General features: G+C 53.3%; 25 protein-coding genes. 15 read left to right on the plus strand and 10 right to left on the minus strand.

The genetic code is table 11. The annotated features are described in order from the left end of the window. Positions 1-325: 325 nt before the first annotated feature. Positions 326-1,582, plus strand: coding sequence for an enterochelin esterase (gene fes / locus AABA21_RS38955; RefSeq protein ID WP_338258588.1), 1,257 nt, complete (start codon positions 326-328; stop codon positions 1,580-1,582). Between the two features lie 180 nt (positions 1,583-1,762). Here the strand turns inward: fes and AABA21_RS38960 are convergent, their stop codons facing one another. Further along, positions 1,763-2,134, minus strand: a complete 372-nt coding sequence (locus tag AABA21_RS38960; protein ID WP_338258590.1) for a hypothetical protein — start codon at positions 2,132-2,134, stop codon at positions 1,763-1,765. 285 nt (positions 2,135-2,419) lie between these two features. Here AABA21_RS38960 and AABA21_RS38965 point away from each other — a divergent pair, with 285 nt between their 5' ends. After that, positions 2,420-2,938 (plus strand): hypothetical protein, encoded by a 519-nt coding sequence (locus AABA21_RS38965; protein ID WP_338258592.1) that lies wholly within the window; start codon positions 2,420-2,422, stop codon positions 2,936-2,938. Positions 2,939-3,295: 357 nt separating this feature from the next. Here the strand turns inward: AABA21_RS38965 and AABA21_RS38970 are convergent, their stop codons facing one another. After that, complete coding sequence (locus AABA21_RS38970) at positions 3,296-4,288, minus strand: tyrosine-type recombinase/integrase (protein ID WP_338258593.1); 993 nt, start codon at positions 4,286-4,288, stop codon at positions 3,296-3,298. A gap of 319 nt (positions 4,289-4,607) precedes the next feature. Between AABA21_RS38970 and AABA21_RS38975 the strand changes: the two genes are divergently transcribed. Both AABA21_RS38975 and AABA21_RS38980 read left to right on the plus strand, forming a co-directional pair. Next, positions 4,608-4,940, plus strand: coding sequence for a hypothetical protein (locus AABA21_RS38975; protein WP_338258594.1), 333 nt, complete (start codon positions 4,608-4,610; stop codon positions 4,938-4,940). 376 nt (positions 4,941-5,316) lie between these two features. Then, entirely contained in the window at positions 5,317-5,730 is a 414-nt protein-coding gene (locus AABA21_RS38980; protein ID WP_338258595.1) for a hypothetical protein, read from the plus strand. 658 nt (positions 5,731-6,388) lie between these two features. On the opposite strand, the gene AABA21_RS38985 is transcribed toward AABA21_RS38980, so the two are convergent. Together AABA21_RS38985 and AABA21_RS38990 are read right to left on the minus strand one after the other, a co-directional pair. Further along, positions 6,389-6,940 (minus strand): hypothetical protein, encoded by a 552-nt coding sequence (locus AABA21_RS38985; RefSeq protein ID WP_338258596.1) that lies wholly within the window; start codon positions 6,938-6,940, stop codon positions 6,389-6,391. A gap of 541 nt (positions 6,941-7,481) precedes the next feature. Further along, positions 7,482-9,659 carry a PAS domain S-box protein gene (locus AABA21_RS38990; protein WP_338258597.1) on the minus strand — a complete coding sequence of 726 codons (2,178 nt, stop codon included), beginning with the start codon at positions 9,657-9,659 and terminating at the stop codon, positions 7,482-7,484. Between the two features lie 284 nt (positions 9,660-9,943). Here AABA21_RS38990 and AABA21_RS38995 point away from each other — a divergent pair, with 284 nt between their 5' ends. Continuing rightward, positions 9,944-10,354, plus strand: a complete 411-nt coding sequence (locus tag AABA21_RS38995) for a hypothetical protein (RefSeq protein WP_338258599.1) — start codon at positions 9,944-9,946, stop codon at positions 10,352-10,354. Positions 10,355-10,451: 97 nt separating this feature from the next. On the opposite strand, the gene AABA21_RS39000 is transcribed toward AABA21_RS38995, so the two are convergent. The 4 genes from AABA21_RS39000 to AABA21_RS39015 form a co-directional block, all read right to left on the minus strand. Beyond that, positions 10,452-11,237, minus strand: coding sequence for a DUF4231 domain-containing protein (locus AABA21_RS39000; protein ID WP_338258600.1), 786 nt, complete (start codon positions 11,235-11,237; stop codon positions 10,452-10,454). A gap of 809 nt (positions 11,238-12,046) precedes the next feature. Then, positions 12,047-12,361 carry a hypothetical protein gene (locus AABA21_RS39005; protein ID WP_338258602.1) on the minus strand — a complete coding sequence of 105 codons (315 nt, stop codon included), beginning with the start codon at positions 12,359-12,361 and terminating at the stop codon, positions 12,047-12,049. Between the two features lie 20 nt (positions 12,362-12,381). Further along, a complete protein-coding gene (locus tag AABA21_RS39010) occupies positions 12,382-12,726 on the minus strand; it encodes a hypothetical protein (protein ID WP_338258604.1) in 345 nt (114 codons plus the stop codon). 62 nt (positions 12,727-12,788) lie between these two features. Further along, the gene (locus tag AABA21_RS39015) at positions 12,789-13,055 is read right to left on the minus strand and encodes a hypothetical protein (protein ID WP_338258606.1); all 267 of its coding nucleotides are present in this window, start codon (positions 13,053-13,055) and stop codon (positions 12,789-12,791) included. 264 nt (positions 13,056-13,319) lie between these two features. On the opposite strand from AABA21_RS39015, the gene AABA21_RS39020 reads away from it, so the two are divergent. From AABA21_RS39020 to AABA21_RS39045, 6 genes are all read left to right on the plus strand, one after another. After that, positions 13,320-13,460, plus strand: coding sequence for a hypothetical protein (locus AABA21_RS39020; protein ID WP_338258608.1), 141 nt, complete (start codon positions 13,320-13,322; stop codon positions 13,458-13,460). A 104-nt stretch (positions 13,461-13,564) separates the two neighbouring features. After that, complete coding sequence (locus AABA21_RS39025) at positions 13,565-14,662, plus strand: methyltransferase domain-containing protein (protein ID WP_338258610.1); 1,098 nt, start codon at positions 13,565-13,567, stop codon at positions 14,660-14,662. A gap of 1,277 nt (positions 14,663-15,939) precedes the next feature. After that, on the plus strand, positions 15,940-16,866 hold the full coding sequence (locus tag AABA21_RS39030) for a hypothetical protein (protein ID WP_338258612.1): 927 nt from the start codon (positions 15,940-15,942) through the stop codon (positions 16,864-16,866). Positions 16,867-16,932: 66 nt separating this feature from the next. Next, a complete protein-coding gene (locus AABA21_RS39035; RefSeq protein ID WP_338258614.1) occupies positions 16,933-17,730 on the plus strand; it encodes a hypothetical protein in 798 nt (265 codons plus the stop codon). A 17-nt stretch (positions 17,731-17,747) separates the two neighbouring features. Then, on the plus strand, positions 17,748-19,130 hold the full coding sequence (locus AABA21_RS39040) for a hypothetical protein (RefSeq protein WP_338258616.1): 1,383 nt from the start codon (positions 17,748-17,750) through the stop codon (positions 19,128-19,130). A 171-nt stretch (positions 19,131-19,301) separates the two neighbouring features. Continuing rightward, on the plus strand, positions 19,302-19,937 hold the full coding sequence (locus AABA21_RS39045; protein ID WP_338258618.1) for an HNH endonuclease: 636 nt from the start codon (positions 19,302-19,304) through the stop codon (positions 19,935-19,937). A gap of 15 nt (positions 19,938-19,952) precedes the next feature. Here AABA21_RS39045 and AABA21_RS39050 read toward each other — a convergent pair whose 3' ends face one another. Continuing rightward, complete coding sequence (locus AABA21_RS39050) at positions 19,953-21,149, minus strand: hypothetical protein (protein WP_338258620.1); 1,197 nt, start codon at positions 21,147-21,149, stop codon at positions 19,953-19,955. A gap of 186 nt (positions 21,150-21,335) precedes the next feature. Then, positions 21,336-22,121, minus strand: coding sequence for a helix-turn-helix transcriptional regulator (locus AABA21_RS39055; RefSeq protein WP_338258622.1), 786 nt, complete (start codon positions 22,119-22,121; stop codon positions 21,336-21,338). A 688-nt stretch (positions 22,122-22,809) separates the two neighbouring features. On the opposite strand from AABA21_RS39055, the gene AABA21_RS39060 reads away from it, so the two are divergent. From AABA21_RS39060 to AABA21_RS39075, 4 genes are all read left to right on the plus strand, one after another. Continuing rightward, positions 22,810-23,580 (plus strand): hypothetical protein, encoded by a 771-nt coding sequence (locus tag AABA21_RS39060; RefSeq protein ID WP_338258624.1) that lies wholly within the window; start codon positions 22,810-22,812, stop codon positions 23,578-23,580. Between the two features lie 511 nt (positions 23,581-24,091). Further along, entirely contained in the window at positions 24,092-24,841 is a 750-nt protein-coding gene (locus tag AABA21_RS39065) for a hypothetical protein (protein ID WP_338258625.1), read from the plus strand. A gap of 363 nt (positions 24,842-25,204) precedes the next feature. Further along, positions 25,205-26,035 (plus strand): phage antirepressor N-terminal domain-containing protein, encoded by an 831-nt coding sequence (locus AABA21_RS39070; RefSeq protein WP_338258626.1) that lies wholly within the window; start codon positions 25,205-25,207, stop codon positions 26,033-26,035. 35 nt (positions 26,036-26,070) lie between these two features. Further along, the gene (locus AABA21_RS39075) at positions 26,071-26,922 is read left to right on the plus strand and encodes a phage antirepressor N-terminal domain-containing protein (protein WP_338258627.1); all 852 of its coding nucleotides are present in this window, start codon (positions 26,071-26,073) and stop codon (positions 26,920-26,922) included. The last annotated feature ends 41 nt before the right edge of the window (positions 26,923-26,963 follow it).

The following is a 26,963-nucleotide window of genomic DNA, read 5'->3' on the forward strand; positions in this document are numbered from 1 at the left end:
TCTCGCAGAAATCCGCCAGTATTTAAGTCAGATAACATCTGTCAAGGGACGGACCCCTTGACAGAATATGTTAGCTGTGGCAGACTCAGTGACCCCGAAACCAGAAAGCCGAAAAAAGTTCCTGCAAGTGGAACATTTCAATTGTTGTCACCTGATGGTGGCTTATCCTCAATGCAAGAGGGTTGGAACAGTAATTAGCGGTCACGTGAAAAGACTGTTAGCAATCATTTGGGGTTAGTGCTAGACATACAGTGATTTTCATGCTATGCTGCTTTTGCAGATAGGTGAGAACTCTGTTACCCTTCTAGAGAAGAAAGGATCGTGCATGACAACGAAGACTAGCCTCACGAGTCCACGTCTTGTTCAGTTGCAACGAGATCTGCAAACAGGACAGGCTCAGGCTCTCGATCTCTTCTGGCAAGACATTGGTGAGCAGGGGACCCCTCTCATCGAAGTCGTCCCTGGTGATGAAGTGCACAGGCTTGTAACCTTCCTCTGGAAAGATCCAGGAGAGACACACAATGTGGTGATCATTAGAGGTCCGACACGATGGGGAGATTTTGCCAAGAACCAGATGGTCCGTCTGCCGGAAACCAACGTGTGGTACAAAACCTACCAGGTCCGGTCAGATATGCGTACCACCTACCAACTCTCACTCAATGATTCCCTGGTTCCTCTTGATGAAGTTGAGGATTGGAAAGCACGTACGGCAACGTTTCAAGTTGATCCACTCAATCCACATCGGTACGTGTTTCCTCAAGACGAGGATACCCCCGAGGTCCCAGAATCGGTTGTCTCGATTCTTGAACTTCCTCATGCTCCTGCTCAGCCTTGGATCAGCCCACGCACCGATGTTGCTCAAGGGAACGTCGAGATGCATCATTTTCACAGTGCTCTTCTCAACAACACACGGCGCGTCTGGGTCTATACCCCACCGGGATATACGGGAAGCAATGAACCCTATGGGCTGCTCTTGCTCTTCGATGGTTTCGCCTACCTGCGAGCGATTCCAACTCCAACCATTTTAGATAATCTCTTGCATGAGCACAGGCTTCCTCCGCTTGTTGCCGTGTTGCTTGATAGTTTGGACCAAGAAACACGGAACCGAGAACTCCGATGTTCCCCCTTACTTGTTGACGCCTTAAGGCAAGAACTGTTGCCTTGGATACACGAGCAGTATCATGTGACCACTGATCCTGCACAGACGATCATCGGAGGGCTCAGTGCAGGAGGATTGGCTGCTGCTTTCGTGGGATACTCGGCCTCAGAAACTTTTGGGAATGTCCTCTCGCAATCGGGTGCCTTCTGGTGGAATTGGATGCTTGATGATGACAGCGAGGCAGAGTGGCTGACAAAACAGTTTGTGGGCCAGAAAAAGCTTCCTTTGCGCTTCTACATCGAGGTGGGACTGTTGGAAAGAGCCACCACAGTCGATCAAGTCGTTACCAATCGACATCTGCGTGATGTCTTGCAAGCAAAGGGGTATGAAGCCTCTTATGCTGAGTTCAATGGTGGCCACGAATACCTCTGCTGGCGTGGATCGCTAGCAAACGGATTACTGACACTGCTGAGCAAGAAGTAGGTGTATCTCAACTTGGAAGCAGAGGTCCACATGAGATCTCTGCTTTCTCATTAGACACTTGCATGCGAATGACACTGAAGCTAGCAGTTACACCGCAGAACGCAAAGAATTCCTCATTCTTTGTGAGTATATGTGCGACGTAGGCAACAAGGTGTGAAGCGGTGTGAGTGGGTCAGCGGTCTAGATATGCGCGACAAAATGGCTGGGCTGGCCGTTCACTTCATGTCCAACAAAGGCGTCCACCTGATACGTACGCGGCCGCCCATACTGCCAATCGGTAACCACCATGCTGGCCCAACTGGCGACCCCCTGCCCGATGAGAATGAGCATGAGCATGATCACCATACCCAGGCTCACCAGGGTCGCGAGCGAGGCCGATGGGAACCGTTCCTGAAAGTGGAGCAGCACTGCTTGGCCCGGAAACTGGCGGCGAGGTCTATGTTGACGAAGCGCTTGCGAGGCACGCACCCAGGGTGGAATATCGGTCACTGTGTTATTGATTGGACGGTGTCGGAGTGCGCTGCGCGGGGTGAGTCCCAAGGTGGAAGACATGGTGCATTCTCCTGTGGTTGATCATGCTAACAGGTCAGAGGATGGTCGTGTTCCTATCCAAAGTGTACAAGAGCAACTGGTTCTTGACGAGGAGGTTATCCACAGATTGTCTCTGTCTTATGTGGATGATTTGTGCAGAAATCGGAATTGTTGTGGACAAAAACTGAGGCGCCTCTCTGCCTGAGATTGTATGTGAACGAGGAATTCATTGATTTGACCTATTGCATATGATTTTCGAGATATTTCTGCGTTTACTCCTTTGAAGTGTAGTTTTAGGAGCGTACTGTGATGTGGGCACCACTTAACTCAATCTGGCAACAAGCTCATGTGATTCTGAGCGATCCAGCCATTCAATCAATTTGTGCCATTATTGCATTAATTGTTCCACTTTCGACTTTTACCTATAACAAAATACGAAGGACGAGATTGTATCGAGCATGTATCGAAATTATTTCTTTTATCCTTTACCTTCTGTTTCTCATACTATTGCCATTACTATGGCTTGAATTGCTTTATCTCGTGGGTGAGAAGCAATTTCTGCCTTTAGATCAGGTGTGGTTCATACTTCGTTGGAGTATCATTGGTATGCCGCTTTTCTGTGTGGTTGTGGTAGGTGTGAACTTCCTGCTCCCTCGATTACGTGTGGCCTATACTCAATCTGCTATAGGGCAAAAACTTCAACAACCTGGACACTTTTGGCGATTCCGTATAAGTTTGCTAGAGGTAGGGGTGATTCGCGGGATGCTCCTTATTGATGCGCTTAGCTCTCTCTATACAGCTATTTCTTTTTTTTCATTCAATTGATGTGTTTGGTTTTATTAGTCTTTGCCTCTTCGCATTTTTCCTCTATCTGCCCCTTGCGGCCGTATTCATTGTCCTGATTATCTTGTGGGTTCGTTTCTACTGGCACAAACCACTTTCCCAGGGAGCTGTACCAGAACAAATCCTACAGAGACCCTCGGATCGAGCTCGCTTGGGGAAACGCTATATTCCTATAGACGAGTGGGAACAGCACCGATCCTCTTCACACAGAGAGAAGCCTTGAGTCACAGTATCGATCAGCTCCTGCTCTTCTTTTGCAAGCTGTTTGCTTATGGACGTACAGAGCAATCGTTGACGCTTGGCCAGCTGGGCTGCCCGTCACGATTGCTCTCTATCTTCTTACATATACGCGTTGCTGTGCATGTGCTCGACGCGCGCCGCCAACTCTGATACCGTGGGTTCGCTATAGAGCCTGGTCGTATCCAGGGAGCTATGGCCGAGCAATGCAGCCAGACCCACAATATCACCTGGATACTGGGAGAGGTAGTTGCGGGCGAAGGTATGGCGGAGGGTATGTGCGCTCGTGGCCTGTGGGACACGGGTACCTGCCTGACGGACTAGTTCTCCAATCATGCGTTCGATGGCGGCCGTGGACAACCGTCCTTTTTTTTGCGAGTGCCAGAGTAGACCGTGCTCCTGATTCCAGACAGCCGCAGCCGCTTTGATGGTGGGCGCACTGTGGAGCCGCAGCGCCATGTAGCCGGCAAGGGCAGTCCGGGCTGTCGCATTGAGTGGGATCGTGCGTGCCTTATTGCCCTTGCCAGCGCGCACGGTCACGGTGCCGCTACGTTCGCCAAAGATGATATCGTCGCAGGAGAGTTGTGAGCATTCATCGACGCGCAGACCCGTCTGCAGGAGCAGTTGCACAATAGCGTAGTTGCGTTCCGGATGACGAGAGCCCTGGGCTAGATGCAGGAGTGCGTCCATTTGGGTTGGTGTCAGGCCCTCGCGTTTGGATACCTGTTGCTGTTCCACCAGATGCAGGTGGGCAGCAGGATTGGTGGTTAGATAGCCTTCGACCTCTAACCAGGCGCACCAGGTCCGCAGCGCATTGAGGCGGAGATTGATGGTGCTGCTGGAGAGCCGTTGCTCATGCTGGAGAGCATGACGATAGCTGACCAGGGATATTGGGGTGATGTGGGCTACCGTGGTGACCTCTGGCCAGGTGCTGCTCACCCAGGCGAGGAAATGGTCGGTGGCCTGCAGGTATTTATGCCGCGTGCCGGCGGCATAATCGAGGTGTTCGCTGGCAACGCGCCAGCGATCGCGTGCCTCTGACAGTGACAAGATAAGATCCTGTTGGGTAGCGGCCAGGGATGTGATGTTGGGCATGATCTGGTCCTTTTCGTGGGAAAGCGTAGATCCGTTCGGTCGGACCTGGTATTTCCTTGCGTTATTTTGAGGCCTTAGCGCCCCGGATCGCGCTGGTTGTGAGCACGATCTCTGAGGTTGAGTATAGCAAAAACGCCAGGAAATGTCTATTTCCTGGCCTTTTGTTGCGCCGAATTAGCTTACCTATGGTGATGTTAATTCCTATGCAGTCAGACGTTATGTATGTACGGCAATGAATGTATCTATGAAGAACAGTAGAAGAAAACGTCCATTCAAAAGTTATCAGTTTTTAGGTGATTGAGCATATGGAGAAAAAGATATGTCATTAAGCTATACGTGGGAAAAACTTTTTGTTGCGGTGTTGGGCATGGCGAGAAGCGAGGCATCACTTCAGGATCGTCTGATGGGAGCATATCTCTCGTTTCACACCCTTCGAGATGCCGATTTTCCAAAGGACGAGCTACGAACATCATTCCAGGAAATTACGCACGCGTTGACATCGCAACCAGCCAAGGGGAATGAAGGAACCGTGCAGGCGACGACCAGCCTGATGGGAGATCAAGAGGCGGCCGAGCTTATCGAGAAGATTGTCTCGCTGTATGACGAAGTGGCTCAACTGCTCGGCGCGGAAGATTATCAACGTGACAAGTAAGCAAGGAACTGCTATCAACTGATGTATGGCGGTTTCTTTTGCGTTCTCCTACTAAAGGAGATCCGTAGAATGGAAAAATCATGAGCAGAGACTATCTTCCTCTATTACATCATCATGATGTATGTGATTGTTTGTGTCCATCTTTCATTTTTGCGATGAGTAAATCGAAGAACCTAAACTAGCCGACAATCTAGGCAATCGTTCCTGTGGCCATTCGGATATCTGGTGCGTCGCATGGGAACGATTGCCTTTCCTTTCTACTCCAAAACAGACGAGCGGAACTCATGATTGCGTTGCTTCTTATTCTTCTTATTTGTACTATGGAATAGCGCGCGCATTTGAGGTACACTGGGAGAAAACAGAGGTCATGCTTCACATGGATAACAATCAGAGCGTTATCGAAACCAGCAGCAGACCAGCGAAGCGTAAACTCACTGCTTCTGGTGTTCTACTGATGATAGAGCTTGGCTTGGTGGTAATCGCCGGTATCTTCTTATATTTTCCTCTCCCCTGGAAAATGTGGGGAACCATTCTTCTTTGTGTGGTACTTGGAAGTCAGATGGTCTGGCGTTTCATGACAATTATAGCTCCATCTTATGCCAGGAAGTTGCTTCCCTACATCGTTGCGACGTTTCTGGTGTTGGTTCCCTTTTATGCCTTTGGGCACGGACTGTATCAATTGGTGGCAATCATTGTGTTCGCGGCGATCATTGGCATTACTGGCTTCTATTGGTTTGTATGGGCTGTGGTTTCCAGTTTCCAGGAAGTGTTTCTGGGCAAGAAACGCTAGATGTCAAAAAGGGTTAGCGCACTGGAGCGATACACGGTGAGCGAGCAATAGTTATCGCCACTTTCGCTGGATCTCCGGAGCGCAAAGATAACGATTGTTCTGTTTTGTCAAATGAGACTTTCCCATGCCTTTGCAATTGTGAGAAGAGCATCTCTCTTTCTGTCAAAGTTTTCTCGAGCTTTTACGACTGTTTCGTAAGGCATAATGGATAGTGGGTCGACGATAGAATTTGCCCCCTGAAGCCGGCGGAACATCGTAATATCACTCAGCCACGCTTGGTATGCAAGATGAACGGCGGTTAGCTGTCGTTTGAATCAATTCTCTTCGCATTTTGAGCCATAAAATTTCGTGTACCTGAGTAGTTAAGAGGCAAGAGAAGCACACTTTTGATGCTTTCTGACGCAATTCTTTTCCAGACAACAAGTCGATAGTTTTCTGGATGTTCGGATCGCTCCAAACGGCTTTTTTCGCATCGGTGCGAAAATATATGGGTCGGAAATGATACCTTTGAAGCTGCTTCTGAAGGGGCTTCATTGGACAGCATGAACAGTTATGCGTCAGAAACCATGCGTTTTCCCTTTGTCCGGCTACGGATCGCTTCGAGAAAAAAGGTCAAATGCTGCTTGGAAAAGTTACGAGTCAGGACCATTTCACTGCTCTACAGCTTTAGCTGGCTCCACTGGCTCCTTTCTAGCAAGCGAACGAGAAATTTATGAGTCAGAAAAACGAAGATAATTGGTTCAAACGACATTAGCGCGGTGTGTATTTCCTGTTCCTTGTTGATTAGTGCATAGGCGCTTATCTCCGCCTCTGCATCTTGTAGCTTACTTTGAATGTTTTCATTTGCAGTTCTCTTGACGTTGTTGGATTCTCCATCCTCAGCTGACAATGGTGCAATCGCATCAATTGCATGTTCGTAGCCCCCCACCAGCTGGCGTATAGCTCTATAGGCGTCATAAAGATATGTGGCGTTGCGATTTGCCGTATCTCTCTGATAGGCCAAGGTATCGCGCTTCTCTTGGTCTTTGTTTGTACGTTTTTGAATAGCGAGACCTACAAGTATTCCTGATAAGCCGCTGAGTAAACCACTGATGACTGGAGGCACAAGATTCATCGTTAAAGTCAACCATACTGGATCTGATGGGTCTGCAAGCATCATTTTGTTGTCTTCTTTCCTATCACATTCCCGCTGCCGTTTGAAATCAGACATTACCTAATCCATGTATTGCTCTCGCTATTGTACACGATACGGATATAAAGAGCACGCATGTTTGATGCTTCTTGCTCGTCACTCCTTGAGCTTGCCTCCTTCTCAACAAAAACGCTATACTGCAATGGGTGCGGCAAGCTTTTTTGCGCCAAGCCCATTCAGAGCACGAGAGCAAGATCGGTCTCCGGTGTTTCCAAGGCTTCTTCGCCTGTTGCTGATGAAGGGCCTGTAGGCAAGATCAGCACAGAGCGTTTTCTTCGTCCTACCGTTGGAGATAGAGGTCTGGTAAGACTACCTGAGCGGATGTCGAGGTCTTGCCGCGCCAGCGTTGATATGCGTGTCATCGGCATAACCAGATAAAAATGGGGCCCAAGAGCGGGTAGGCCTCTGTGATGCGCTGCAAAACCGCCGGATTCAGGCAGATCATATCCAAGCGATGATGTGCGCAAGAATCTCGTCGGTGATGGCAGTGCCGTCCATGCCTCCACCGTTTCCATTGCCATCTTCGGTTCAGATACCGTGAGTGACGCACGTTCCGCGCTCAGACATCCCTGGTACGAGGAAAGGTGACCGTAAAAGTCGATCCTTCCCCGACGGTGCTGTCCACCATAATGGTTCCTCCATGACGCTTGACGATCTCCGCCACAATGGACAACCCCATGCCCAATCCAGGAACCGCGAGCTGCCTGGGACCTGCGGCCCGGTAGAAACGCTCGAAAATCTTGTCGTGCAGCTCTCGCGGGATGCCCAGGCCATAATCGCGTACGCTGATCGTGACCGTCTCAGAGGAGGTACTGAGGTCAATTTCGACCGTCTTGGCATCGGGAGAATACTTGATGGCATTGCTGATCAGGTTGGTGAAGATCTGCCTTAACCGCTTTCGATCCCCGATCAGCGTGGTCTGTGCTGCTCCACGCACCACGAGGGTGTAGCTCGGATTGAGGTATTGCATGGTGTCTGTGATCTCCCGCAGCAACGCGTCGAGATCCACCATCTCCTGCCGATACTCCAGTCCGTCTGTCTGGATCTTAGAGATATCCAGCAACTCTCCGACTAGATGTTCGAGTTGCGCCACAGGCTCTTCCAACCCTAAAAGATCCTCAGCTGCTTCGTGCAGCCCTTGCTTGACCAAGTGCCTTCTCACAATCTGGGCCTGCAGCTTCACAGCAGTAAGCGGAGTCATGAGTTCATGACTGGCCATATTGATAAGATCATCCTTGCGTCGCTCCAGTTCTTTGCGAGCCGAATTATCCAGCACAAAGGCGATTCCCTGCGCCGGATTGGACGGTAGTGCGACACGTCCGACAATTACCGGAAGGCGACTGCCATCTTTGCCCAGCAACTCTTTCTCATAGGGCATCACCAACTGCTGCGTGTCAAATTCCTGTTGCGCCTGCAGCGTCCGCTCTCTATAGTCTGGAGGGGTCATCTGCATCCAGTTGATGCGCCCTGCACGCAAGTCTTCACGGGTATAGCCCGTCATGCGCAAAAACGTGTCGTTGGCGTCCACAATCTGCTCGCCTTTGCTGATATCGATCCCGATAATGCTGGAATCCATCAGGACGTTTGCCCGCTCCTGACTCTGGCGCAAGGCGCGCTCTAACCGTTTCTGCTCGTCGATATCGGTATTGGAGCCAAACCACTTCACAATCTGGCCCTGGGCATTGTTGCATGGCTCTGCTCTGGCCAGAAACCAGCGATAGGCGCCGGTGCGCCCATTCCGAAGGCGCAGTTCCCTTTCATAGGGGGTGCCTGTGTGGAGAGACACTTGCCACGCATCCAGGACCCCTTGTCGGTCATCGGGATGCAGGGCCTGCATCCATCCGTCTCCCTGGGCCTGTTCGGGGGTCATACCGGTATAGTCACACCAGCGCTGGTTATGATATTCAGAAAAGCCATCGGGGCGCTTGACCCAGACGAGTTGGGGAATGGCATCGACCAGCGTCCGCAGTTCGTTTTCGGCGTGCTTGCATTCGCTGATATCCTGGCTTGCACAGATGAGATACTCGACCTGCTGGCGAGCGTCACAATGGGGGATAATCGTCATCACCATGTTCAGAGACAGGCCAGTTCGTGGATGGATGCTGACCTCAAAGCGCACGGTTTCTCCCTGGCTGGCTTGCGCCATGGCGGCACGCAATTGCTGTTGGACCATAGGGTCATGGGACCACACAGGCAGCTCGGTGAGTGGAGTGCCGATCACCTCCTCCCGCCGCCGGTGTACACCTGCCAGGGTAGGCTGATTGATGTCGAGGATCACCCCATCGGGGGTCACAAGCGTGACAGCATCAGCGCAGCTTTCCAGCAGATCCCGATACATCCGTTCGTCCCGGTTCCAGGCCTCCTGGTGGGGCAGTGGTTCCGGATCGCCATGGAAAAAGAGCACGAGGCCTTCATCGGTCGGCGAAAGAGAGACGTGCAACCTGTTCTTGGTGGCGGGAGACACATACGCGACGTTGATTGGGTTGCTGGTCTGTGAGGCCTGCTGGACCGCCTGATAGAGTTGGGGACTCACCAACTGGGGTGCACAGCGCCACAAGGACGTCCCAACGACCTCCCCCGGTGTGGCTCCGGTCATAGCCTGTGCATGCGCATTGGCATACACAATCGTCGCATCATCATCGATGACCAATACGGCCCCGGGAAGCGCCTCAAGAATGTGGAGGAGCGTACCACGAGACGCATGCGTGATGCGTCGGGTCTGCTTTGTATGTGACATAGTAGGTAGATATCTCTTTCCTGCCCCTCATCCCCGAAAATGAAGACGCATTCATACTCTCACGCCTAGAACGATATGTTCATGATAGAAGATAGTCAAGAAACAAGCAAGCTGTACTGAGGATAGCCGTGACATTGCCCGTCCATCTGCAGTCAAGAGAATATGTTGGTCGTGTCCTTATCCACAACCATAGGATGAGGCTCTCCCTCGCGCAAAAAACCTGGTCGCACCCTACTGCAATCGTGACCGTTACGATTGATGGATATCAGGGGCAAGGTGAGCGTATGTATGCGTGTGTGGAGTGTGGGAAGAGGCTACCACCCAGGGCGAAAGGCGGTCATCGGGAACGGGAATACTGTTCCAATCGGTGTCGTCAGCGTGCCCATAGAAAGCACAAGAAGCAGGATCTGGAGAGCAGGCATCTGATCGAACGTGTGTGCGGACGCCTTCCTCTTACCCCGGACCTCTCCGTCGGTCGAGATCACTGGCGCTTTGAACGGACGGGTTTGCTGCAGAGCGCCAGGCTCTTAGCTGCCCGGTGTGATACTGCTGAGGCGGAGGCGCGTTTCCTGCGCGCCAGGAATACCATGCTGGAGGATGAGGCTCACACTCTGCGGAGTCTGCTGGCAGACAAAGAGGCTGAGATTGTACGGTTGACGGTGCTGCTGGAGGGTCAGAGCAAGCGGAGGACCTAAAACCGCCTGCTCTCCCATTTCCTGGTCACTGTACCGTTACGATCCGTTCCGCTGTTCCCAGGAAAAGCGTGTGTGCCATACATGGTCCATGAGGCTGTTATTGACCACCCTGGTTGGATTTTGCTTCCGGTGGCTGATCGAGAAGTTGCTGTTTTTTCTTATGCTCTGCAATGGTTTTATGGGTATTTCCTGCAAATGTGATTAATGCATCCTTATGTGGTGTATCTTTATAGGGTCCTATTCCTAGTTTTAAGGCACTACGGTCATCTTCGATCGTATCAGCCGCTTTTTGCGTATCATTGCTCCGTTCCTTGTATTTAAAGTAGGCCATCGATCCGGAGGCAATGCTGACCAATAAGCTAAAGCAGGCCGCAACCACTTTGAGGGTGAGAGAGATATTGGTGGTATTTGTAAAGATCGTGGCGGCGGTGGTACTTGTCGCCAGTGCTGAGCCAGCAATCACCGCCAGCTGCATCTTATCATGCCGGGCTCGATGTTTTTTGGCGTCTCGCTTGTATCCATCAATGATGGTTGGGGCTTCTTTTTGATAAAAGTCTTCCCTGGCTTGTGACAATTGCTCTTCCAGTGATGGTGGTTGCACGGGTTGCATAGGCTTCTCCTTTGCTTTCACGATCGTTGTGGTTTGTACCTGTTTTGGTTTCTCTGCTTCCAGCTGGAGTCGGAGCTCATCGGCCTGTTGTTGACGCTGCGCTCGTGCTTGGTTGGCTTCCTGCAACTGTTGCTTCTCAAAGACAGCGATTTCTTCTTCCACTTCCCTTTTGATGGTGGCAAGTGAGGAGAGATACGCCTGGTGGTCAATGGAACCGTTACTATACCTATCTTTGAGCTCATTGCTCTTGAATATATATCGAGTAGTCAACATGCATCCTTGCCCTCCAAATGAGATAATATATCTATATCTCTCAATAACGTATTATCACTATATAAACCAAAGATCGGAGTATCGTCAATAGCCAGCAAGACGTTTATATTTAGCTCTATATATTTATGGCTCTCAATGCAGCTATAGCATCGTCATAGGAAGCCTTGCAGCCGAGCATGCTGCTGCCGAAGCAGAGGCACGGCTTCTTACCGGTAAGAACGCTCTGCGGGAGGATGAGGTTTGAGCCCTGCACAGTCTGCTGGCAGGCAAAAAAGCCGCATTCGTTCGTACGGTTCTCGGTGCGACTGGAGAGCCAGAGCAAGCAGAGGCCTTGCAATCGCCAGCTGCACACCATCTTACTTCTCCAGGGGATGGACACTATCGTCTAGGCACTCCCTTTGTCCTGGTGTCATGCAGGTGGTACAGATGCAGCGCCGGAGCCACATAAAAACCAGCTAGGCCCCCGACGATGATGAGGGTGTGTGAAGATCTGTGGAACGCTCGCCGGTTAGTCGTCACGGCTGGAGATCATCTGGATCAGGGGTGGTGATTGCGGCAACAAGGCATCTTCCGTAACGCAGAATCGTCACGCAGTGACATGCTGCCGGGGTCACACACGCGTGCTGCAACTGAGCCTGTGACACCAGATCTGTCGTCACGCATCTGTATACTGGAAACAGAAACAGGGCTCCAAATCCGATGGGGCGATGTTTCTTGTGTCCCTGTAGAACAGGGACAGGGCTGGGTTACCAAACATTGCCAGGGGCTTTTCGCTCTCGTCCCTTGGCAATGTCCTCAGCAATAGTGAATCATTCTAGCTGATCGGGATCGTAGTCATCGTCCCCATAATCGATAATGATGGTCCGCTCCTCGCCTGTCCGATCGGCATAAATAACGGCATCATTGAAGCTATTGAGGTCACTATGCAAATATTCAGCAGCCATGCCTAACCGCGTTCGAGTCGTATTGAGGGCACTCATATGGCGGACCCACTCCTCGTAGTGCTCCTTGCCCTGGAGACACTCCAACGGCTCAACGTTGCGCAAGAACTTGATTGCTTGGCAGGCGGCCTTCACATGAACGATCAGCTCTATCTGGGTCGTGGTCAAGTCGTCAAACATCATAGGCGTATTCGTCTCCCTCCTCATTGTTCATAACGAAAGAGCTTGAGCTTTGAATATTGGTAAAAATGATCGTGAAGCTGGTGAACTGCCAAATAACCAACGACCGTGTAACACTCATCAGAGTCACTTGTGGTTATGACCGCCGTGCTTTGAGCTAAGTCACAGCGAACCGAAGTCACGGTACTCTCCTTGATAAAGATCCCAGTCTCTCCTTCTCCCTGGAGATAAATATAGGTATCCTCCATAGAAGCCTCCTGCATAAACAGATCATTATAGCAAAACAGGTCGCGTTCCTTTTTCTTTTCAAGGTAGCAGTCGGCACGTTGCGCTCTTCGCTGCTCCGTTGCGGCTGCTGTGACGGTCATCTTCATGCCCTCCCTGACCGATGGTCACAACGCCGGCGCCTGGCGCTCACCATGACAGCCAATTAGCTGTCATGGCTAGAGATCTGCGCCGCCTGGTCTAGTGATTGCTGGCTCTGCGTCACGGTTCCCGGCTCACGATGTCCATATTTCACACTTTGGTTCATGATCCCAAAAAGCTCCCGGCGGTCAATGAGCAGGATACGTGGGTCAACAATATCTTTTGACGTTGAAATATTGTGTTTCCTGATAATGCGAGAAATGGTACTTTTCGCCACATGATAATACTGGGCAGCGTCACCCAGCGTGATCCACTCTGGTTGTTCTCCCATAAAGCCCTCCGTCCTGTTTTGTACTCATCTTATCTTACCACTATTCGCAACGTCATCGGCATAAAATGCAATGATATGCATCATACTGCTTGTTTGTTGCAATGCTATGCAATGATATGGTATAGTGTGAAATGTAAAAATTGTATTACAAGCAAAGTAAGACAACTTACGTTTGTAGGTAAGGCAATCCTGTTTGTTCTATTGATAGGCATACTATGATACACAAACACTGAGATGTTATAGTATGCAGAAAGGGAATTCATCATGGAAAACGAACATGTCATGTGGGGCGACGATCCCAAACCGGAACCCGACCCAAAACCCGATGATCCCCGAGGTAACGATGGTGATTATGAGGATCTCGGTCCAGAACCATCGCCGGGCGAAGATGACAACAAGAAATAAGTAAGTGCACGGGAGTGCACAACCGGCACGGGAGGAGAAACATTGAAATGTGTTTTCTCCTCCTTTTTTTCTCACCCGTGTCAGCATGAAAGGAAGAGAAACCTATGGATCAAGCCACTGTTACTGTGTTGCAGGATCAACTCGTCAGAGCCATCCAGGCTGAAGACGTCCAACAAGCAGATATCCTCAACGCCTTTCGCCGCGTCCCGCGCCATGCCTTTGTGCCTGTTTTTTTTGACCGGGTTAGCCCCAATGCACGAGAATGGAGGATGGCGTCCTCCGACCAGGCTGAGTGGCTACACAAGGTCTACACCAACCAGCCACTCACCATCTCGATTGATCCGGAGGGCTATCCAGATAGCAGCTCCTCTCATCCGGGGCTGATGGCGAGGATGCTCCAATCAGTCCACCTGCGCCCAGGGAGCCGCGTTCTGGAAATCGGGACCGGCACCGGCTATAATGCGGCGCTGGTCGCATCGCTGGTTGGTGCTGCCAATGTCGTTACGATCGATATCAACGCGGCGCTCCTCGATGCTGCACGCACACGCATAGAGCGCATTGTTGGCTCTGGTGTCCGGGTCCTGCACGCTGATGGCCGTAATCTGCTGGCCAACCTTGGTCTGTTTGACGCGCTGATCGTGACCGGGGCGCATGAACGGCTCGAACCCTCCTGGATCAACGCCCTGGCCCCTGGAGGGAGAATCGTCTTCAACTGGGCGCAGGGCTTGATCAAAGTGATGCTGGAAGCCGAGAAGGTCGGTGATAGCTTGGTGGGGCGTGTCTGTGAGTATGGTGGCGAATTCATGTTCCTGCATGCTGGCGACGGCGTCAAACGCCCCCTGCTTCCCTGCATCCCTTTAGAGCTGGTAGAAACAACGGCCTTTCAATCCCAGCTCTTTGATGATCCCGATTTCCGCTTTTTCCTGCAGATCCATCTTCCGACCTTGGGGTATTCGCTCTGGCGCAAAGCAACGGGGGCTAAAGTGTATGTAGTAGAAGAGCGGGAAACGCATCGTATGCTTCAGTTCTTCCCAGAAAAAATCCGTGGGAATCGCTCACTCTGGAAAGAGATCCAAATGCTTTACACGCAGTTTGATGATCTTGCCCACCCTAAACACACCGCGTTTACGTTCTCCTGTCTCTCTGAGGGACAGATGACATTTGCCCTGAACAAAGCCATCCTCCAGCAGTCCTCCCTCTAAGAGGAACACGCTCCCATGTGCGGCCCTGGTGATCTTTGGTCACGTCCTCCAGCTCGCGATGCGATAGTGACCATTGACCAACAGCCACACATGGGATCTCCATTTCGTTACCTGACGATATTCCGTTTCAGATGCTTGATCCACTATAGCTATCACGCCTGGATGGGGATGGGGTAAAGAGTGATGCACCATCACAGAGACGCCAGGTGGATGAACTCCTTGGAAAGCCAGCCCACGTATCGGATAGGGGAGAAGAGAACGAAGGTGGGAGGTGTTCTCGCCATACCTGATCCTCAGAGACAAAGAAAAGAGAGAAATGGCGAGAACAAACAATTTTCGTCGCGCTCCCCACCGGCGCTCAGCGCATTTCCCTGTTTGCCCGAAGCCAGCCTTGGATGCACGATTGCCATCACTATATGTCGTTGCATGTTGTTTTCTCATCGTTACATGGTGTTGCATGCAGTCAGAACAAGGCCGCAATCACTACCTGGTGAGGGGTGATCACGGCCACGTAGTGGGAACTCTCTATAACCAGACGTAGCTCGCTGGTGGTTCAATACTAGCATAACTAGATAGTGGTAGCAAAGGAGAATAGGAAATGTAGTACTGAGTTATAACTACGGAACACTTTTGTGCTACGTATTTCTGCTGAGGTTGCAAGAGAAGTATGAAAGGAGTAGGGTACTCACGTGGATTGCCAAAGAGGACACTTTCCTCTGTGCGGCGTACCCGTCTTCCTTTTCACCTTCACAGGGTACCGCGCAGCTAATGAGCCAGCCAGACAATCCACACTGTTCCACAGCGACCTTGAGAGGAGCTATACTCCTTCATCAGGAGAGGTTGGATGGTATCTGGCAGATAGCAAGGGAAACGGCCGAGAGAACCACATCATATTCCTTTCCGTAAAGCTACCTTGGGTCAAACAAAAGATGTGTCTAAAAAAGTGAGAGGGCACACGGCACCAACAAGGACCGGGGTTCAGTGCCCCCTTTCTATTTTATACATGAGTCCCACAAAACAAGCAACCAAAGCCGTGCCTCTTGCTTCCATGCAATCTCAAAATATCGTCAGTCCTGCGTTCGTTCTGCAAAAAGAAGCAGACAACAGGGAAATATATCCCCTTCCCTACAAATGCATAACAGCTCTTGAACAGGCAAGATTGTTGTTGGCAGGTTCCAATGTAACCCTCATGCATCTTGATACGTATATAGCGGATAGTGATACATCGATGCATGTCAATACATGCTGTCGTGCTACCTGCAAAGGAAAGGACGCCTATGAGCTCGCGCCGGATTTCATCGCACCCACAGTACCCAGATGAGCCACGCCGCTCTCACTACGGATCATCACTCCCGACACCACGCGATCTGCTGGGGATGCGCCTCGTTGGTGAGCAAAAATACATGCGTTATGATACCCTGGGGCAGTCCTTTGCGCCTGGCTATGCCCCTGCCACGAACGTGTCTCCGCTTGGCCTCCGCAGGCCACGCGAGGGAGCAGCACCAGAGCGCACCGATGATCCGGAGGAAGCATCGACACGCGGGGGCAATCGTGGCATCCTGCCCTGGCCAGAGGATTACCGCAAGCGCATCCATGCAGTGGGCCGGATCGTCGATACCCGGTGGGTAGGGAAAATGGGATTCGCCAAGACGTGGAAACCAACGCTCGACCAGCCGAAGTGGGTGACGCTGACGCAAGCGGGCCTGCGCCGCCTGGGGCTGCCCTATGAAGAGGTTGACTGGCCAACGGACAATACAGAGCAGGCGCTGGAACACTACCACCATATCAATGTCGTTCGGCTGTTGCTGGCGCGCCGAAGCTGGGAGCAGATCCCGAAGCATGTCTGGATCTGCGAACGGGAACTGGAACTGCTGGATACGCCGCGCAAGCTGGCTGGTGAAACGCTGCCGACCAGGCCAGACGGGATCCTGGAAGTGATAGAGAACGACACCATGGCGCTGGTCACCGGGGAGGTTGTTCCCATTGCCGCTGGTGAACGGATCGCCATTGAAGTCGAGTTGTCGCGCAAAAGCTTCCAGCGCTACGGGCAGATCGTCTTCCCATCCCATCTTGAGCACTTTGCCGCTGTGTGGTATTTTTGCGCGCCTGATGCCTACAATGCCGTCGTCGCGGCCCGGCGGGATCGCATCGAAAGCGAGGAGCAACGGGCGCGCATCGTCATCCGCAAACTCGAACTGGACTAGGAGCCAGATCCGGAGGTACGCTCGCCGCCTGCTCTGGCCCATCTCAGGAGAGGAGGGACCATCTACATGAACCAGGAACCATCGTTTTCTCTGGATGGGGTCACGATCAGGTGGCGAGATGCCGCACGTGGTGGTGTCGCGCTGATTGGGCTGCTGGTGCTCGGTTGGCTCCTTGGCCCACTGTCTCTGCTGCTGGCCTGGCTAATCCAGCGCTGGGCCGCCAGGGAGATCTGGCAGGCGCGTGACCGCTGGGCGAGTGTGGGTGGCTTTGCCTGGCTCTTTGGCGCGATCGGCATCCTGTTGTTGGTGGCGATCTACCTGCCGCTCCCAGCGTTCACTTCCTGGTTGGCATTCTTCTGGGATCAGTTGCCGCGTGGATGGGACACCCCCCTGCGCGTGGTGGTGCTCCGCTGGGGCATTCTGCTCTTGTTGGCGCCGCTGCTCGCGGTGCTGCTGGAGATGCTGCATCCGCGCACGGTCTGGTCTCCACGTCGCCTGCTCACCGAGGCGGAGCACCTGCACCTGCAGGCCGAAGCAGCACGCCAGCAAGCGGAAGCCATGAAAAAACAGGCCGCCGCCCAGGCCAGGGCGGAACAGGCCGCAAAGAGGAAAGCCCGGCAGGCCGCCGCCCGTTCGCAGTCCGATCAGGATCAAGAACCCCCAGCATCTGCTGCCGCTGCCCATGTCCAGTTAGCGTTGCCCATCGAGCCGCCAGCACCAGATGCCACCTCGCGCACGAGTCAGGCGCACCAGGAGCAGGAGCCGCCAGAAACATCAGCCGTGCTAGAACCCAAGTCCGAGGCACCACCGAAGCGATCGACGTACGATTGGGATCATGGCGAAGGCACCGTGCGCAACAGATAGAAAGGAGAATGACCTGTATGGCAGCACAACACCCCGATCCATTCTTGCTGGCGCTCCGCAGTCGCGGCACCCACTTTTTTCTCTTTCTGCTGATCAGCGCCGACCTGCTGGCCGCGCTCTTTGGATTTGCCTATGGGGCCGTAGTCGGCTCCTGGGGGCTGGCCTTCCTCTCCTGGGTGCTGGCAGGGCTGGACACCCTGATCCACCAAGACCTGCTCTCGACGGTGGTGGTCACGATCCTGCTGCTGACGCTGGTCTATGGACTGCTCAGGCGGCTCTGGTCGAGGAAATGGCGCTCCTCCTGGCTGCACATGCTCACCGTCGGGATGCCGCTGCTGGTCCTGTGGGTGCTGCTAGAAGTCCTGGGCGTGCACCTCGGGCAGCCTACCGCGTTGGTCTTGTGGATCCCGCACCTGGCCCAGGGACCCGTTCCTCGCCCGTTCCCCGTCCATCTCTGGCCGTTGTGGCCATGGACGGGGATCTGTGGTGCCGTCCGCTATCTCTACACCACCCACCGCCATCGTCGGCCATCGCGTGAGGTCGTCAACATCCAGATGCTTCCGGTGCGCCGCGACGCGCCAGCACCAGAGCAGGTGCCTGGTGCCGATCCGTTCCTCCTCCGTACGCCCAATCAGGTCATCGATGCTACGCCAGAACTCAGTAGAACACCGGAGGTGCCACACAGAGAAGAAGAGGCGCATGTCTTCCCACTTTCACTGATTCATGAGCATTCGGAGAAGTGGTTGATCCTGGAGGAATGCTACCACAGCTATCGGGCTGCGCTCCTGCGTTTCTCCATTCCTCCCGTCCGTTCCCTCCAGATCCCAGAGCAGTCGTGGAGCTATGCCAGCAAGGGGAACATTGGCTGGAAGGAGCACGCGCCCGTCATTCCCGAGAGCCTGTTTCGCCCACACCTCAGAGACATTCTCCGGGGCTACCTGGCCCACGAGCTGGCCTTTCGGCAAGGGCTGGATCTCTGGGTTAGAGACCTGCTCGACTTCTACCCGAACAACATCCGGAGGCAGTGGTCACGCCTGCTGCTGGGCAATGCCATTGTCCTGCCGACCCTGGTAAAGGAGACATTGACGCGTGGCTGGGATCGTGATCGGACCAAAGATGGGGATGTGTTTGCGCATCTGGTGGGCGCGGGAGCAGAACTCAAGCATGAATGCCAGCGGCAGCACGCCCTGGATGAGGAGATGCCATCATCGGCGACTCTTGATCCGGACAATCCCCCGCTTGCTGAACGGATAATGCTGCTCGAGGGGCTCCTGAATCAAGAGCATGACCAGATGCGTGCGTACGGGCTCGTCCCCCCGGCTGAGAAGCCGCTCATCTCGCCACAGCGCCGGCTCACAAAGGAGAAGCAGATGCACACGTCAGCGACGCCGAAAGACTAAACGAGCGGCCGAGAGCCATCTGCATCGCAAGCGGCTTCTCACGTCGCCAATCGTTGAGCGGCTTGCGCTACACGCTGAAAACGTCCTGGCGAACTCAGCATCTGTTCGCTTCTGGCGATTAGTATGAGCAGGGACAGAGAGTGGCACGCACTAGGAAGCAAGAGGAGTGACATGGCATCAGCGCTGGCAAAACAAGTGGCGGTCTGCAACAAACGCGCTCGTGTGAGAGGATTGGCGGGTACGCTGACCACCCTCGACTGGCAACGCTCTTTAGATCACTTCAAGCAACGGTGTGCGTACTGCGGCAGCGCCCTGGCCTGGACGATTGACCACTTTCAGCCACTGCTGCATGGTGGTGGATCGACGCACAGCAACACCGTGCCATCGTGCCGTGCCTGTAATGCGTGGAAGGCTTCTTCCTTCATCGAGGATCTTCCGGCATCCTTTCTCAGCGCTGAGCGGCTCCTGGCAATTCGGAGCTATCTGGAGGCCATTGGGCAACGCAACCAGGAGCACTGGCAACGTCTCTGTGCGCGGGAACCCGCGTTTGCGCGGATGGACGTGGCCGTCACACGCCTCAAAACCTACTGTGAGGCACGTATGCTGGAGGGACCTATCGACGATAGCGGTCTTTCCTACGGTTCGTTGCGTTGCCAACTCTTTGGCGTGCCCTGGGACCCGGAACACTACTTCCAGGTGACGGTCAGTCTCACTTGGCAACAGCAGCACAGCACAAGTGCAGCCATGAGGGCGGCGTGCGAGGACGCCTGGCGTGTGCTTCGCGACGAGGAGCGTTCTCTCTCGTGAGCAGATAAAAACCACTTACGCTCCCGATGACTGTCCTCGGCGCAGGCGCCAGTAGCGTGTCCATCCCGCTTCGCTCATGATCTCTTGCACCCATGGGGCCGGCAGGACACTGGCTTGGGCGGCCCGTTCCAGTTCGGCGCGGGCCTCAGCAACCATCTCCTGACCGAGCTGCCGCAGGATCTCCGCCTTGCGTCCCCCATTGATGCGTACCAGGAGCTCTAGCACGTCGCCGCCATCCACGCGGCCATCATCCTGCAGCGCTCCCGCGCCAAAATCAGTCCAGTGGCGCCCATCAGGCGTCCGGGCGAGCGAGGGGGTGCGCTCTGGTCGCCCGATCAGACCCGCATTGGCCATCCCATGACGATCAAACTCGATGAGGTCATCGGCCGTGTGGCGCGCATTATACCAGTCGGCGACCTGGCGAGGGGTGTAGTGAAACCACAGGAAGCGATGGGACGCAGCATCGTGCTTCTGCTGGCGCCCATCGGTCGTGGCCGCCGTGCGAGACGAGGATGCACCAGGGGGAGCTGGAAGTGCAGGGTGAGCCTGGGGGCGAACTGGAGCGTTGGCCTCGGTATCACGCAGATCATCCGGGGAAGAGGGTGGGACAATCCCCACCGGGGTCTGGGAGGTGAGCAGCACCTGGGCTGCTGCCAGTCCGTCGCGGGAGAGTTCCTGGCCGTGGGCATCGTACAATTGGCACCAGGCGGAGCGATCCGGGGACACGTAGCGCCCACCGGGCAGCCGCACCTTATTCCAGCGTGGGGCGTGTTCCGGGCCGGGCCAGTATTCTTTGACATCGCGCAGTACCGGCGCGATCTGGCAGACATGGCGGCGCGCGGCGCGCACGTCCACCAGATCCTCAAAAATGAGCCACAGGTGGCCGCCGCGACCAGCAGGTGAGGGTTCCAGCAGTGGACGATATCCCGCCGCAGCCAGATGTTGCGCAGCGCCAGTGATCCACCACCAGCCCGGATAGAGACGAGTGACATCAGCATCGAAGGCCAGCGCACGGGTTTGGTGTTCTGGATGGCGCAACGTGGCTCCGCGCGTCTTGATCCCCTGGAGGTGCCTGGCGCATTCCTCCAGCGTGATTGCATGGGAGATGGTGTAATATTTGGCCGGTCCTGATCGGCTCATCTTGATATGCTCAGGAGCAGGGCCAGCAATGGAGAACAAGAGGTGCGCTGCCTGTAAGAGATCTGGATGCATGGTATACCTCTCATGTAGCACTCCTGCCAACGGTGACGAGAGCGTGAAACGGGTGAAGTGCCTGCGGGCCGTCACCCACGGTGGTCGAAGCCGTGAATACTCCACAATCGTGACGGCTGGCCGAGCGAGCTGACCTGGGTGTCACAATTGCATGTGTGGGTGAACCAGCGTGTTGGTGTTTGGTCGTCATGCCAGCATGTCAACTCCGGTCTCGGTTGCACCCATCGGATGAGGGCAAGCAGGACAGGGGGTAAATGGCTTGCCTTGTTCCTGCCAGAAGCGGATCATCTTCTGCTGCTGAAGAGGGGAGAGCCACCACTCATGGAGATTGGTCGATGCGGTTGGGCGCTGATAAATGGTGATCAGCTCTTCCTTGCGATCAGCTGCCTCAACCATCCCTTTGATAGTACTGGGATGGACGATCCCATCGGGGCCGCTGTGGCACTGACAGAACGTCGAGAGCGTCAGGCTGCCCGGTGGAAGGCCTCGTTTTTCCAGGACTGAGAGATTGCGGACCATGTGCCCCACCTCAGATCGTTGCTTGTGGAATGTGGTATCGTCACGCCCCTCTAGCGCGTTTGGACTCAGGGCAATCAGCTTGTGCAGGATGGACTGAGCCTCGTATTCGCGGTGGACTACCCGCTCCAACTGTTCGATACGTTCATCTTGTGCCGTTACCTGTGCCCGGAGCTGTGCGTTCGCCTCCAGCAGTTCGTTCACCTGGGTTTGTAACTCCTCAAGACGGGACGTATGATCCTCCAAGAGTGAGAATGGGGTGGCGACAGCTGGTCCCTCATGGGCGAGAGCCTCAGCATCGGCCAGCAGAATGAGCAACTGGTTGGGGCCATGATGGCGGGCTTGCACCTTGCCCTTCTCAATCCAGCGGTGTATAGTCCGTGTCGATATGCCAATGAGCTTGGCGGCATCGACCGCCGAGATATACGTGGGTTTCTGGAGCTGCGTGCTCTGCATGATTGATCCTCCTCTCTCGCTATCATACGAGCGAGGAATGGATCTGGTTACATTGTGAAGTGTCGCGTGCTAGTGCATAGCATGTCAGCCTGTCTTGTTATGTCTCATATCCAAGATATGGAGCATTGCCCGCGCGAGGAGAGACACCAACGTGCCCGCTCAATTGTATCTTGCCATGTCTCAGAAAAGAACAGCTGCCCTTGTGCTTCCGATGTCTGTGAGTGTCTTGCCATGACTTGTTCGAACACCAAACTCTGTGGTATTGGTGGATTGGAGCGGTCATATTTGCTGACCACCGCTGTCTTGCCATGCCGTCAAGAAGGGGGTACTCCTCTCTTTCCTCTTCGTGCATCTACCCAGCGTGAAAGGAAGGAGCGTCTAAAAAGTGAGCGGGCACACGGTACCAATAAGGACCGGGGTTCAGTGCCCAGCTTCTCTCATCTCAATATACGAACCATCCAAGCAAGCAGTCGAGCCGAAAGCAAGCTGCTGTTGTTAACGATAGATACCCACCAAGAGAAGAAGCCCATCCTTCACCAAAGTTGCGACAGATCCCTCATCAGCAGAGTTACCATGATCCCCGTTGTCGCGTGATGAGGGGGGAAGCAGCCAAAGAAAGCTGAATCATATAAACGTTTATATCGTGCCTGAGCTTGCGATGAGCACACGGAGAGGATGGGAAGCACGCATGGTCACACTGCTAAAGGAAGATCGCCGACACCTGACCTTGAAACTGGAAGATCTGGCGAGCCTGCGAGATGCCGGCATCGAAGGGGCCGATCTGGCACAACGGACGCTCAATACAGAGCATCTGGAGCGCCTGGCCTTGAGCGACCCGGCAACATGGCCGAACATTGAGGTCACAAAGTCAGACATTGGCTATCTTGTGATCGATGGTTATCATCGCTGGGAGGCCGCGCGCTTGCAGGGGCTCGCCTCGCTCAAGGCAACCAGCAAGACCTATAAGACGGCGCCCGAGGTCATCGAGGCGACGTTTCGTGCCAACCTGGCCCATGGATTGCCAGCGAGCGGGGAGAATCGCTCAAACTATGCCTACTGGTTGCACATTACGTATCCCGACCTCGAGCAAAAGGAGATTGCCCAACGGGTCGGCATTACCCAACCAGCTGTCTCGGTTGCCATTGCACGTCGGGAGGCGCGGGAGCGCCAGGAGCAGGCACGCGCCCAGGGAGAGCCGGTGGAGGTGAATATAGACGCAGCCTATGCCGCTATCGATCAGACATTCCGCTCGTTTGAGCGCACGACGGCCCGGATGTTCCAGTCGCTTGGGCACATCGATGACCAGGAGCTGATCCTGCGCATTCGGCGCACGATCCATTCGGATGTGGATCGGGAGCACCTGGAGCACCTGGGCCGACTGCTGCTGGAGAGCGCGAAACGGGCGAAGCGCTCGCGGGCCGCCACAGTGGTTGATGCTGCGAAAGCTCCGCAATCGTGATCGTCTGGTCAGCTCGGTCGGCGGTGACGATTGCTTGAATGAGGCTGGTGGTTGAGCGTATTGATAACCTATGAAACGCCATGCGCCTGTGAGCGCACCATTCCGGATGAGGTTTTTTAATGGCCTCGGAATACACTGTTGGAGAGGAACGTCTGTGTTCTCTCCAACAGTGGTGCTTTGCCATGCCTCGCTCCAGGTATCTCGTCACTCCATAGTTGTCCTGCAGCACGTCACAATGATCAATCGTTGTTTGTTCATGGGGCAGATCCGCCTGAATGCCCTGTCACGATTGTACATGTTGGAATGAGGTTGTTGGCGTTTCACCAATGATCCTGGCTGGAGCGTTTCTCCTCTACTGGCTTTTCAAGCCAATTTCTGGAGAACTGGTCAAGGGAGAGCGCCCTCTGATCAACAGCGTAATTACCAAGCCTGCGCCAGATCTGCTTCATCTCAAAATTTACAATTAGGGATCATCTATATAATAGAAATAAAGGAGCGAAAGAGGCGCTATATGCGGATAGCTATTGATATTGATGGGACGTTGTGTTGGGCGAATTTGCCCGTGTTTTTAGACGAATGCAATCGCCAATTTCACCTGAACGTTGACTCGGCTACCCTGGGCAGCCTGGAAACGAAAGAAGCGTTTTACGCCTTGCCCGAGGTGCAGGCAGTGCGATCAGACCACCCCTATTTAGAGGATGAACTGGCCTGGATCGAGTACAGGGAACGCTGTATCCTGGCATCGCTGCCGCTCGACAATGCGGCCGAAGGCGTGGCGAAACTTGGCGCAATTGGAGATATCACATATTATACATCTCGATATTGTGAAGAACCTAAAATACAGATAGAGATAGAGCAATCCACTAAAAAGTGGCTGAAACTTTATAGATTTTCTAATAAGCCAAAAATAATATTCTGTAATAGAATACAGGGAAAAGTACTAGAAATATTGAATATCGCCAAAAGTGAGTATACAATCCTCATAGATGATAGTTATGTGCGGGTGATTGAAGAAATTCACCGCCTGAAGAGCCATGAGTATGCAGTGCTGCAAGAGCGACTGCTGCTTGTGGCCATGAGAGCATATGACTATGAACTCCCACTGAGCGGGCTCAATCTTGTCGCACTCCCATCCTGGGAAGATTTAGAGAACATACTGGAAAGGATTCTGATGCATGGCAGACAAAGCAAAACCGCCGAAACCACCCGAGACTCCAAAGCCGCAAAGGCCCCCGGAAACACCCAAGCCGAACCCATTTGAGCGGCCCCCAGAGACCCCAAAGCCGCTACCAGACCGAACCAAGCGGAAAAAATAGCCGAGAGCGAGCGAGTCATGTTCTTCTCGCTCTCTTTTTTTGCCTTGGCTAAGCAATTAACAAGTGTTCGCGTTTGGAGCGTATATACTGCATTTATGAAATCATAATACTGCTGTATCGATATGTTGTGCTATAATACTTCCGCTGTATTCTAGTGAACTCGGGGCAGAACGTATCACCCAGGACGAGCCGGAGGATCTGATGAATACGAGGGAAGCATCAGATCACCTTTTTCAAAGGCGTACGCGTTGCGCATCCCCTTTTGTGGCGGTCCCTGGGAGGACAACGCACCGAGGGGGAGGTATGATATGGATGATGAGAAGAAGCTCGTAAAATCGCAAGTGCTTGTTCCTGTTGATGAACGTGTGGTGGACTTCTATGACGATCAGATTACCACAGCACTTGTGCAAGTCGGTGATTCCACTCAGATGTTTGTTCCGTTACGACCGATCTGTGAGCACTTGGGGCTCACCTGGTCTGGTCAATATGAGCGTCTTAAACGTGACCCTGTACTTGCGGAGGAGGTGAGGTTCGTTCGTTTCACAAGACCCAGAGGGGGCAATCCTGTTCTCATATGTCTTCCTATCGATTTCTTTCATGGTTGGCTCTTTGGCATATCCTCTTCTAGAGTTAATCCCCAATGGGCGCCCAAAATTCTTCGCTATAAACGTGAATGTTTCCGTCTGCTGTGGAACACATTTCAGTCAACACTAGTGAGTGGGCACCCTTTAGTACCTGCTTACACAGATAGCGAATTTGATATCTATTGCTATCCTCTTACCCCTCAACAAATTCTTGAGGCTGTGAAATCGCAATGTGCTCGCGCAAAAGATCAGGGTCTTCCCGCTACTCTAACGGTATCGCAATGGTGCAATACGTTAAAAGCATTCTATGGACTTTGCGCATATTGTCGGAAGAAACCTGGTATCGTTATCGAGCACTATATTCCCCTGACTTCTGGTGGTGGAACAACAGCAGATAATTGTGTTCCGAGTTGCTTCTCTTGCAATAGCCGAAAAGGAAATAAACATCCTCATCAATGTTCTTTTGTTTCTCACGTTATCATTGAAGATGTTTTGAATACATTTAACTACCTGGAACCAGGCAATTCGGATGTGTTACACGAACGAATAATATAATTCGGACGTGTTACACGTTCGAAAAGGAGGTTCATGTGGAGGAAGAGAATGCATTGATTCCCATGGCTGAGAAGAGTGTGATGTTTTATGATGACGAAATCGTTACCACTCTTGTCGCATATAATGGGCAGTCACAGATGTATATTCCTATCCGTCCAATCTGCGAGCACCTTGGGCTTTCTTGGACAGGCCAACGAGAACGAATTCATCGCGACCCTGTTCTAGATGCGGAAGCAAAGCTGGTCCGATTGACCCGTGCAGGCAGAGGTGATCCTACAGCTCTTTGCTTACCACTGAAATTCCTGAATGGTTGGCTATTTGGTATTAACGCTGCGCGAGTCAAACCCGAGCTAAAAGAGGTTGTTATCCGCTATCAGCGGGAATGTTACGAGGCGCTCTACCAAGCCTTCCAGGCCGAAACGCTGCAGGGGGCACAATCCGCTTCCCAAGAGATAACCGTCTCTCCATCAACGACAGCATTAGAACAAATCCGGGACATGGGCTTGGCGATCGCTCATCTGGCCGAACAGCAGCTGGAGATGGAGCAGCGGATCAATGCACGGTTTGACCAGACCGATGCGCGTCTGAACAATGCAGCCAGGCTGTTCGCGAGCTTCGACCGTCGCCTTGGAGCTGTTGAACGGCGCGTCGAGCCAGCCGCTGTGATTAGCGATGTGCAGGCAGCGGAGATCTCGGCCAAAGTCAAGGCGCTGGCCGAGGCCTTGACGGCCAAAGATAAGAGTAAGAACCACTATCAGAGCATCTTTGCCGAGCTGTATCGACGCTTTGAGGTTAGCAGCTATAAACTGATTCGGCAAAGCCAGTACCAGGAAGTCTTGGTGTTTCTGGACCACTGGCGTGCAAGTTTTGATGATTTGGATTCATAGGAGAAGCAGGCAATCGTGCAATATGGCTTGGTGGATCTCCC

It is taken from the genome of Dictyobacter halimunensis (genome assembly GCF_036245075.1).

What these genes read in the sequence shown, in the direction of transcription:
- fes (WP_338258588.1), top strand. Translation starts at nt 326, where the DNA reads ATGACAACGAAGACTAGCCTCACGAGTCCACGTCTTGTTCAGTTGCAA.
- AABA21_RS38960 (WP_338258590.1), bottom strand. Translation starts at nt 2,134, where the DNA reads ATGTCTTCCACCTTGGGACTCACCCCGCGCAGCGCACTCCGACACCGT.
- AABA21_RS38970 (WP_338258593.1), bottom strand. Translation starts at nt 4,288, where the DNA reads ATGCCCAACATCACATCCCTGGCCGCTACCCAACAGGATCTTATCTTG.
- AABA21_RS38975 (WP_338258594.1), top strand. Translation starts at nt 4,608, where the DNA reads ATGTCATTAAGCTATACGTGGGAAAAACTTTTTGTTGCGGTGTTGGGC.
- AABA21_RS38980 (WP_338258595.1), top strand. Translation starts at nt 5,317, where the DNA reads ATGGATAACAATCAGAGCGTTATCGAAACCAGCAGCAGACCAGCGAAG.
- AABA21_RS38985 (WP_338258596.1), bottom strand. Translation starts at nt 6,940, where the DNA reads ATGTCTGATTTCAAACGGCAGCGGGAATGTGATAGGAAAGAAGACAAC.
- AABA21_RS38990 (WP_338258597.1), bottom strand. Translation starts at nt 9,659, where the DNA reads ATGTCACATACAAAGCAGACCCGACGCATCACGCATGCGTCTCGTGGT.
- AABA21_RS38995 (WP_338258599.1), top strand. Translation starts at nt 9,944, where the DNA reads ATGTATGCGTGTGTGGAGTGTGGGAAGAGGCTACCACCCAGGGCGAAA.
- AABA21_RS39000 (WP_338258600.1), bottom strand. Translation starts at nt 11,237, where the DNA reads ATGTTGACTACTCGATATATATTCAAGAGCAATGAGCTCAAAGATAGG.
- AABA21_RS39005 (WP_338258602.1), bottom strand. Translation starts at nt 12,361, where the DNA reads ATGATGTTTGACGACTTGACCACGACCCAGATAGAGCTGATCGTTCAT.
- AABA21_RS39010 (WP_338258604.1), bottom strand. Translation starts at nt 12,726, where the DNA reads ATGACCGTCACAGCAGCCGCAACGGAGCAGCGAAGAGCGCAACGTGCC.
- AABA21_RS39015 (WP_338258606.1), bottom strand. Translation starts at nt 13,055, where the DNA reads ATGGGAGAACAACCAGAGTGGATCACGCTGGGTGACGCTGCCCAGTAT.
- AABA21_RS39020 (WP_338258608.1), top strand. Translation starts at nt 13,320, where the DNA reads ATGGAAAACGAACATGTCATGTGGGGCGACGATCCCAAACCGGAACCC.
- AABA21_RS39025 (WP_338258610.1), top strand. Translation starts at nt 13,565, where the DNA reads ATGGATCAAGCCACTGTTACTGTGTTGCAGGATCAACTCGTCAGAGCC.
- AABA21_RS39030 (WP_338258612.1), top strand. Translation starts at nt 15,940, where the DNA reads ATGAGCTCGCGCCGGATTTCATCGCACCCACAGTACCCAGATGAGCCA.
- AABA21_RS39035 (WP_338258614.1), top strand. Translation starts at nt 16,933, where the DNA reads ATGAACCAGGAACCATCGTTTTCTCTGGATGGGGTCACGATCAGGTGG.
- AABA21_RS39040 (WP_338258616.1), top strand. Translation starts at nt 17,748, where the DNA reads ATGGCAGCACAACACCCCGATCCATTCTTGCTGGCGCTCCGCAGTCGC.
- AABA21_RS39045 (WP_338258618.1), top strand. Translation starts at nt 19,302, where the DNA reads ATGGCATCAGCGCTGGCAAAACAAGTGGCGGTCTGCAACAAACGCGCT.
- AABA21_RS39050 (WP_338258620.1), bottom strand. Translation starts at nt 21,149, where the DNA reads ATGCATCCAGATCTCTTACAGGCAGCGCACCTCTTGTTCTCCATTGCT.
- AABA21_RS39055 (WP_338258622.1), bottom strand. Translation starts at nt 22,121, where the DNA reads ATGCAGAGCACGCAGCTCCAGAAACCCACGTATATCTCGGCGGTCGAT.
- AABA21_RS39060 (WP_338258624.1), top strand. Translation starts at nt 22,810, where the DNA reads ATGGTCACACTGCTAAAGGAAGATCGCCGACACCTGACCTTGAAACTG.
- AABA21_RS39065 (WP_338258625.1), top strand. Translation starts at nt 24,092, where the DNA reads ATGCGGATAGCTATTGATATTGATGGGACGTTGTGTTGGGCGAATTTG.
- AABA21_RS39070 (WP_338258626.1), top strand. Translation starts at nt 25,205, where the DNA reads ATGGATGATGAGAAGAAGCTCGTAAAATCGCAAGTGCTTGTTCCTGTT.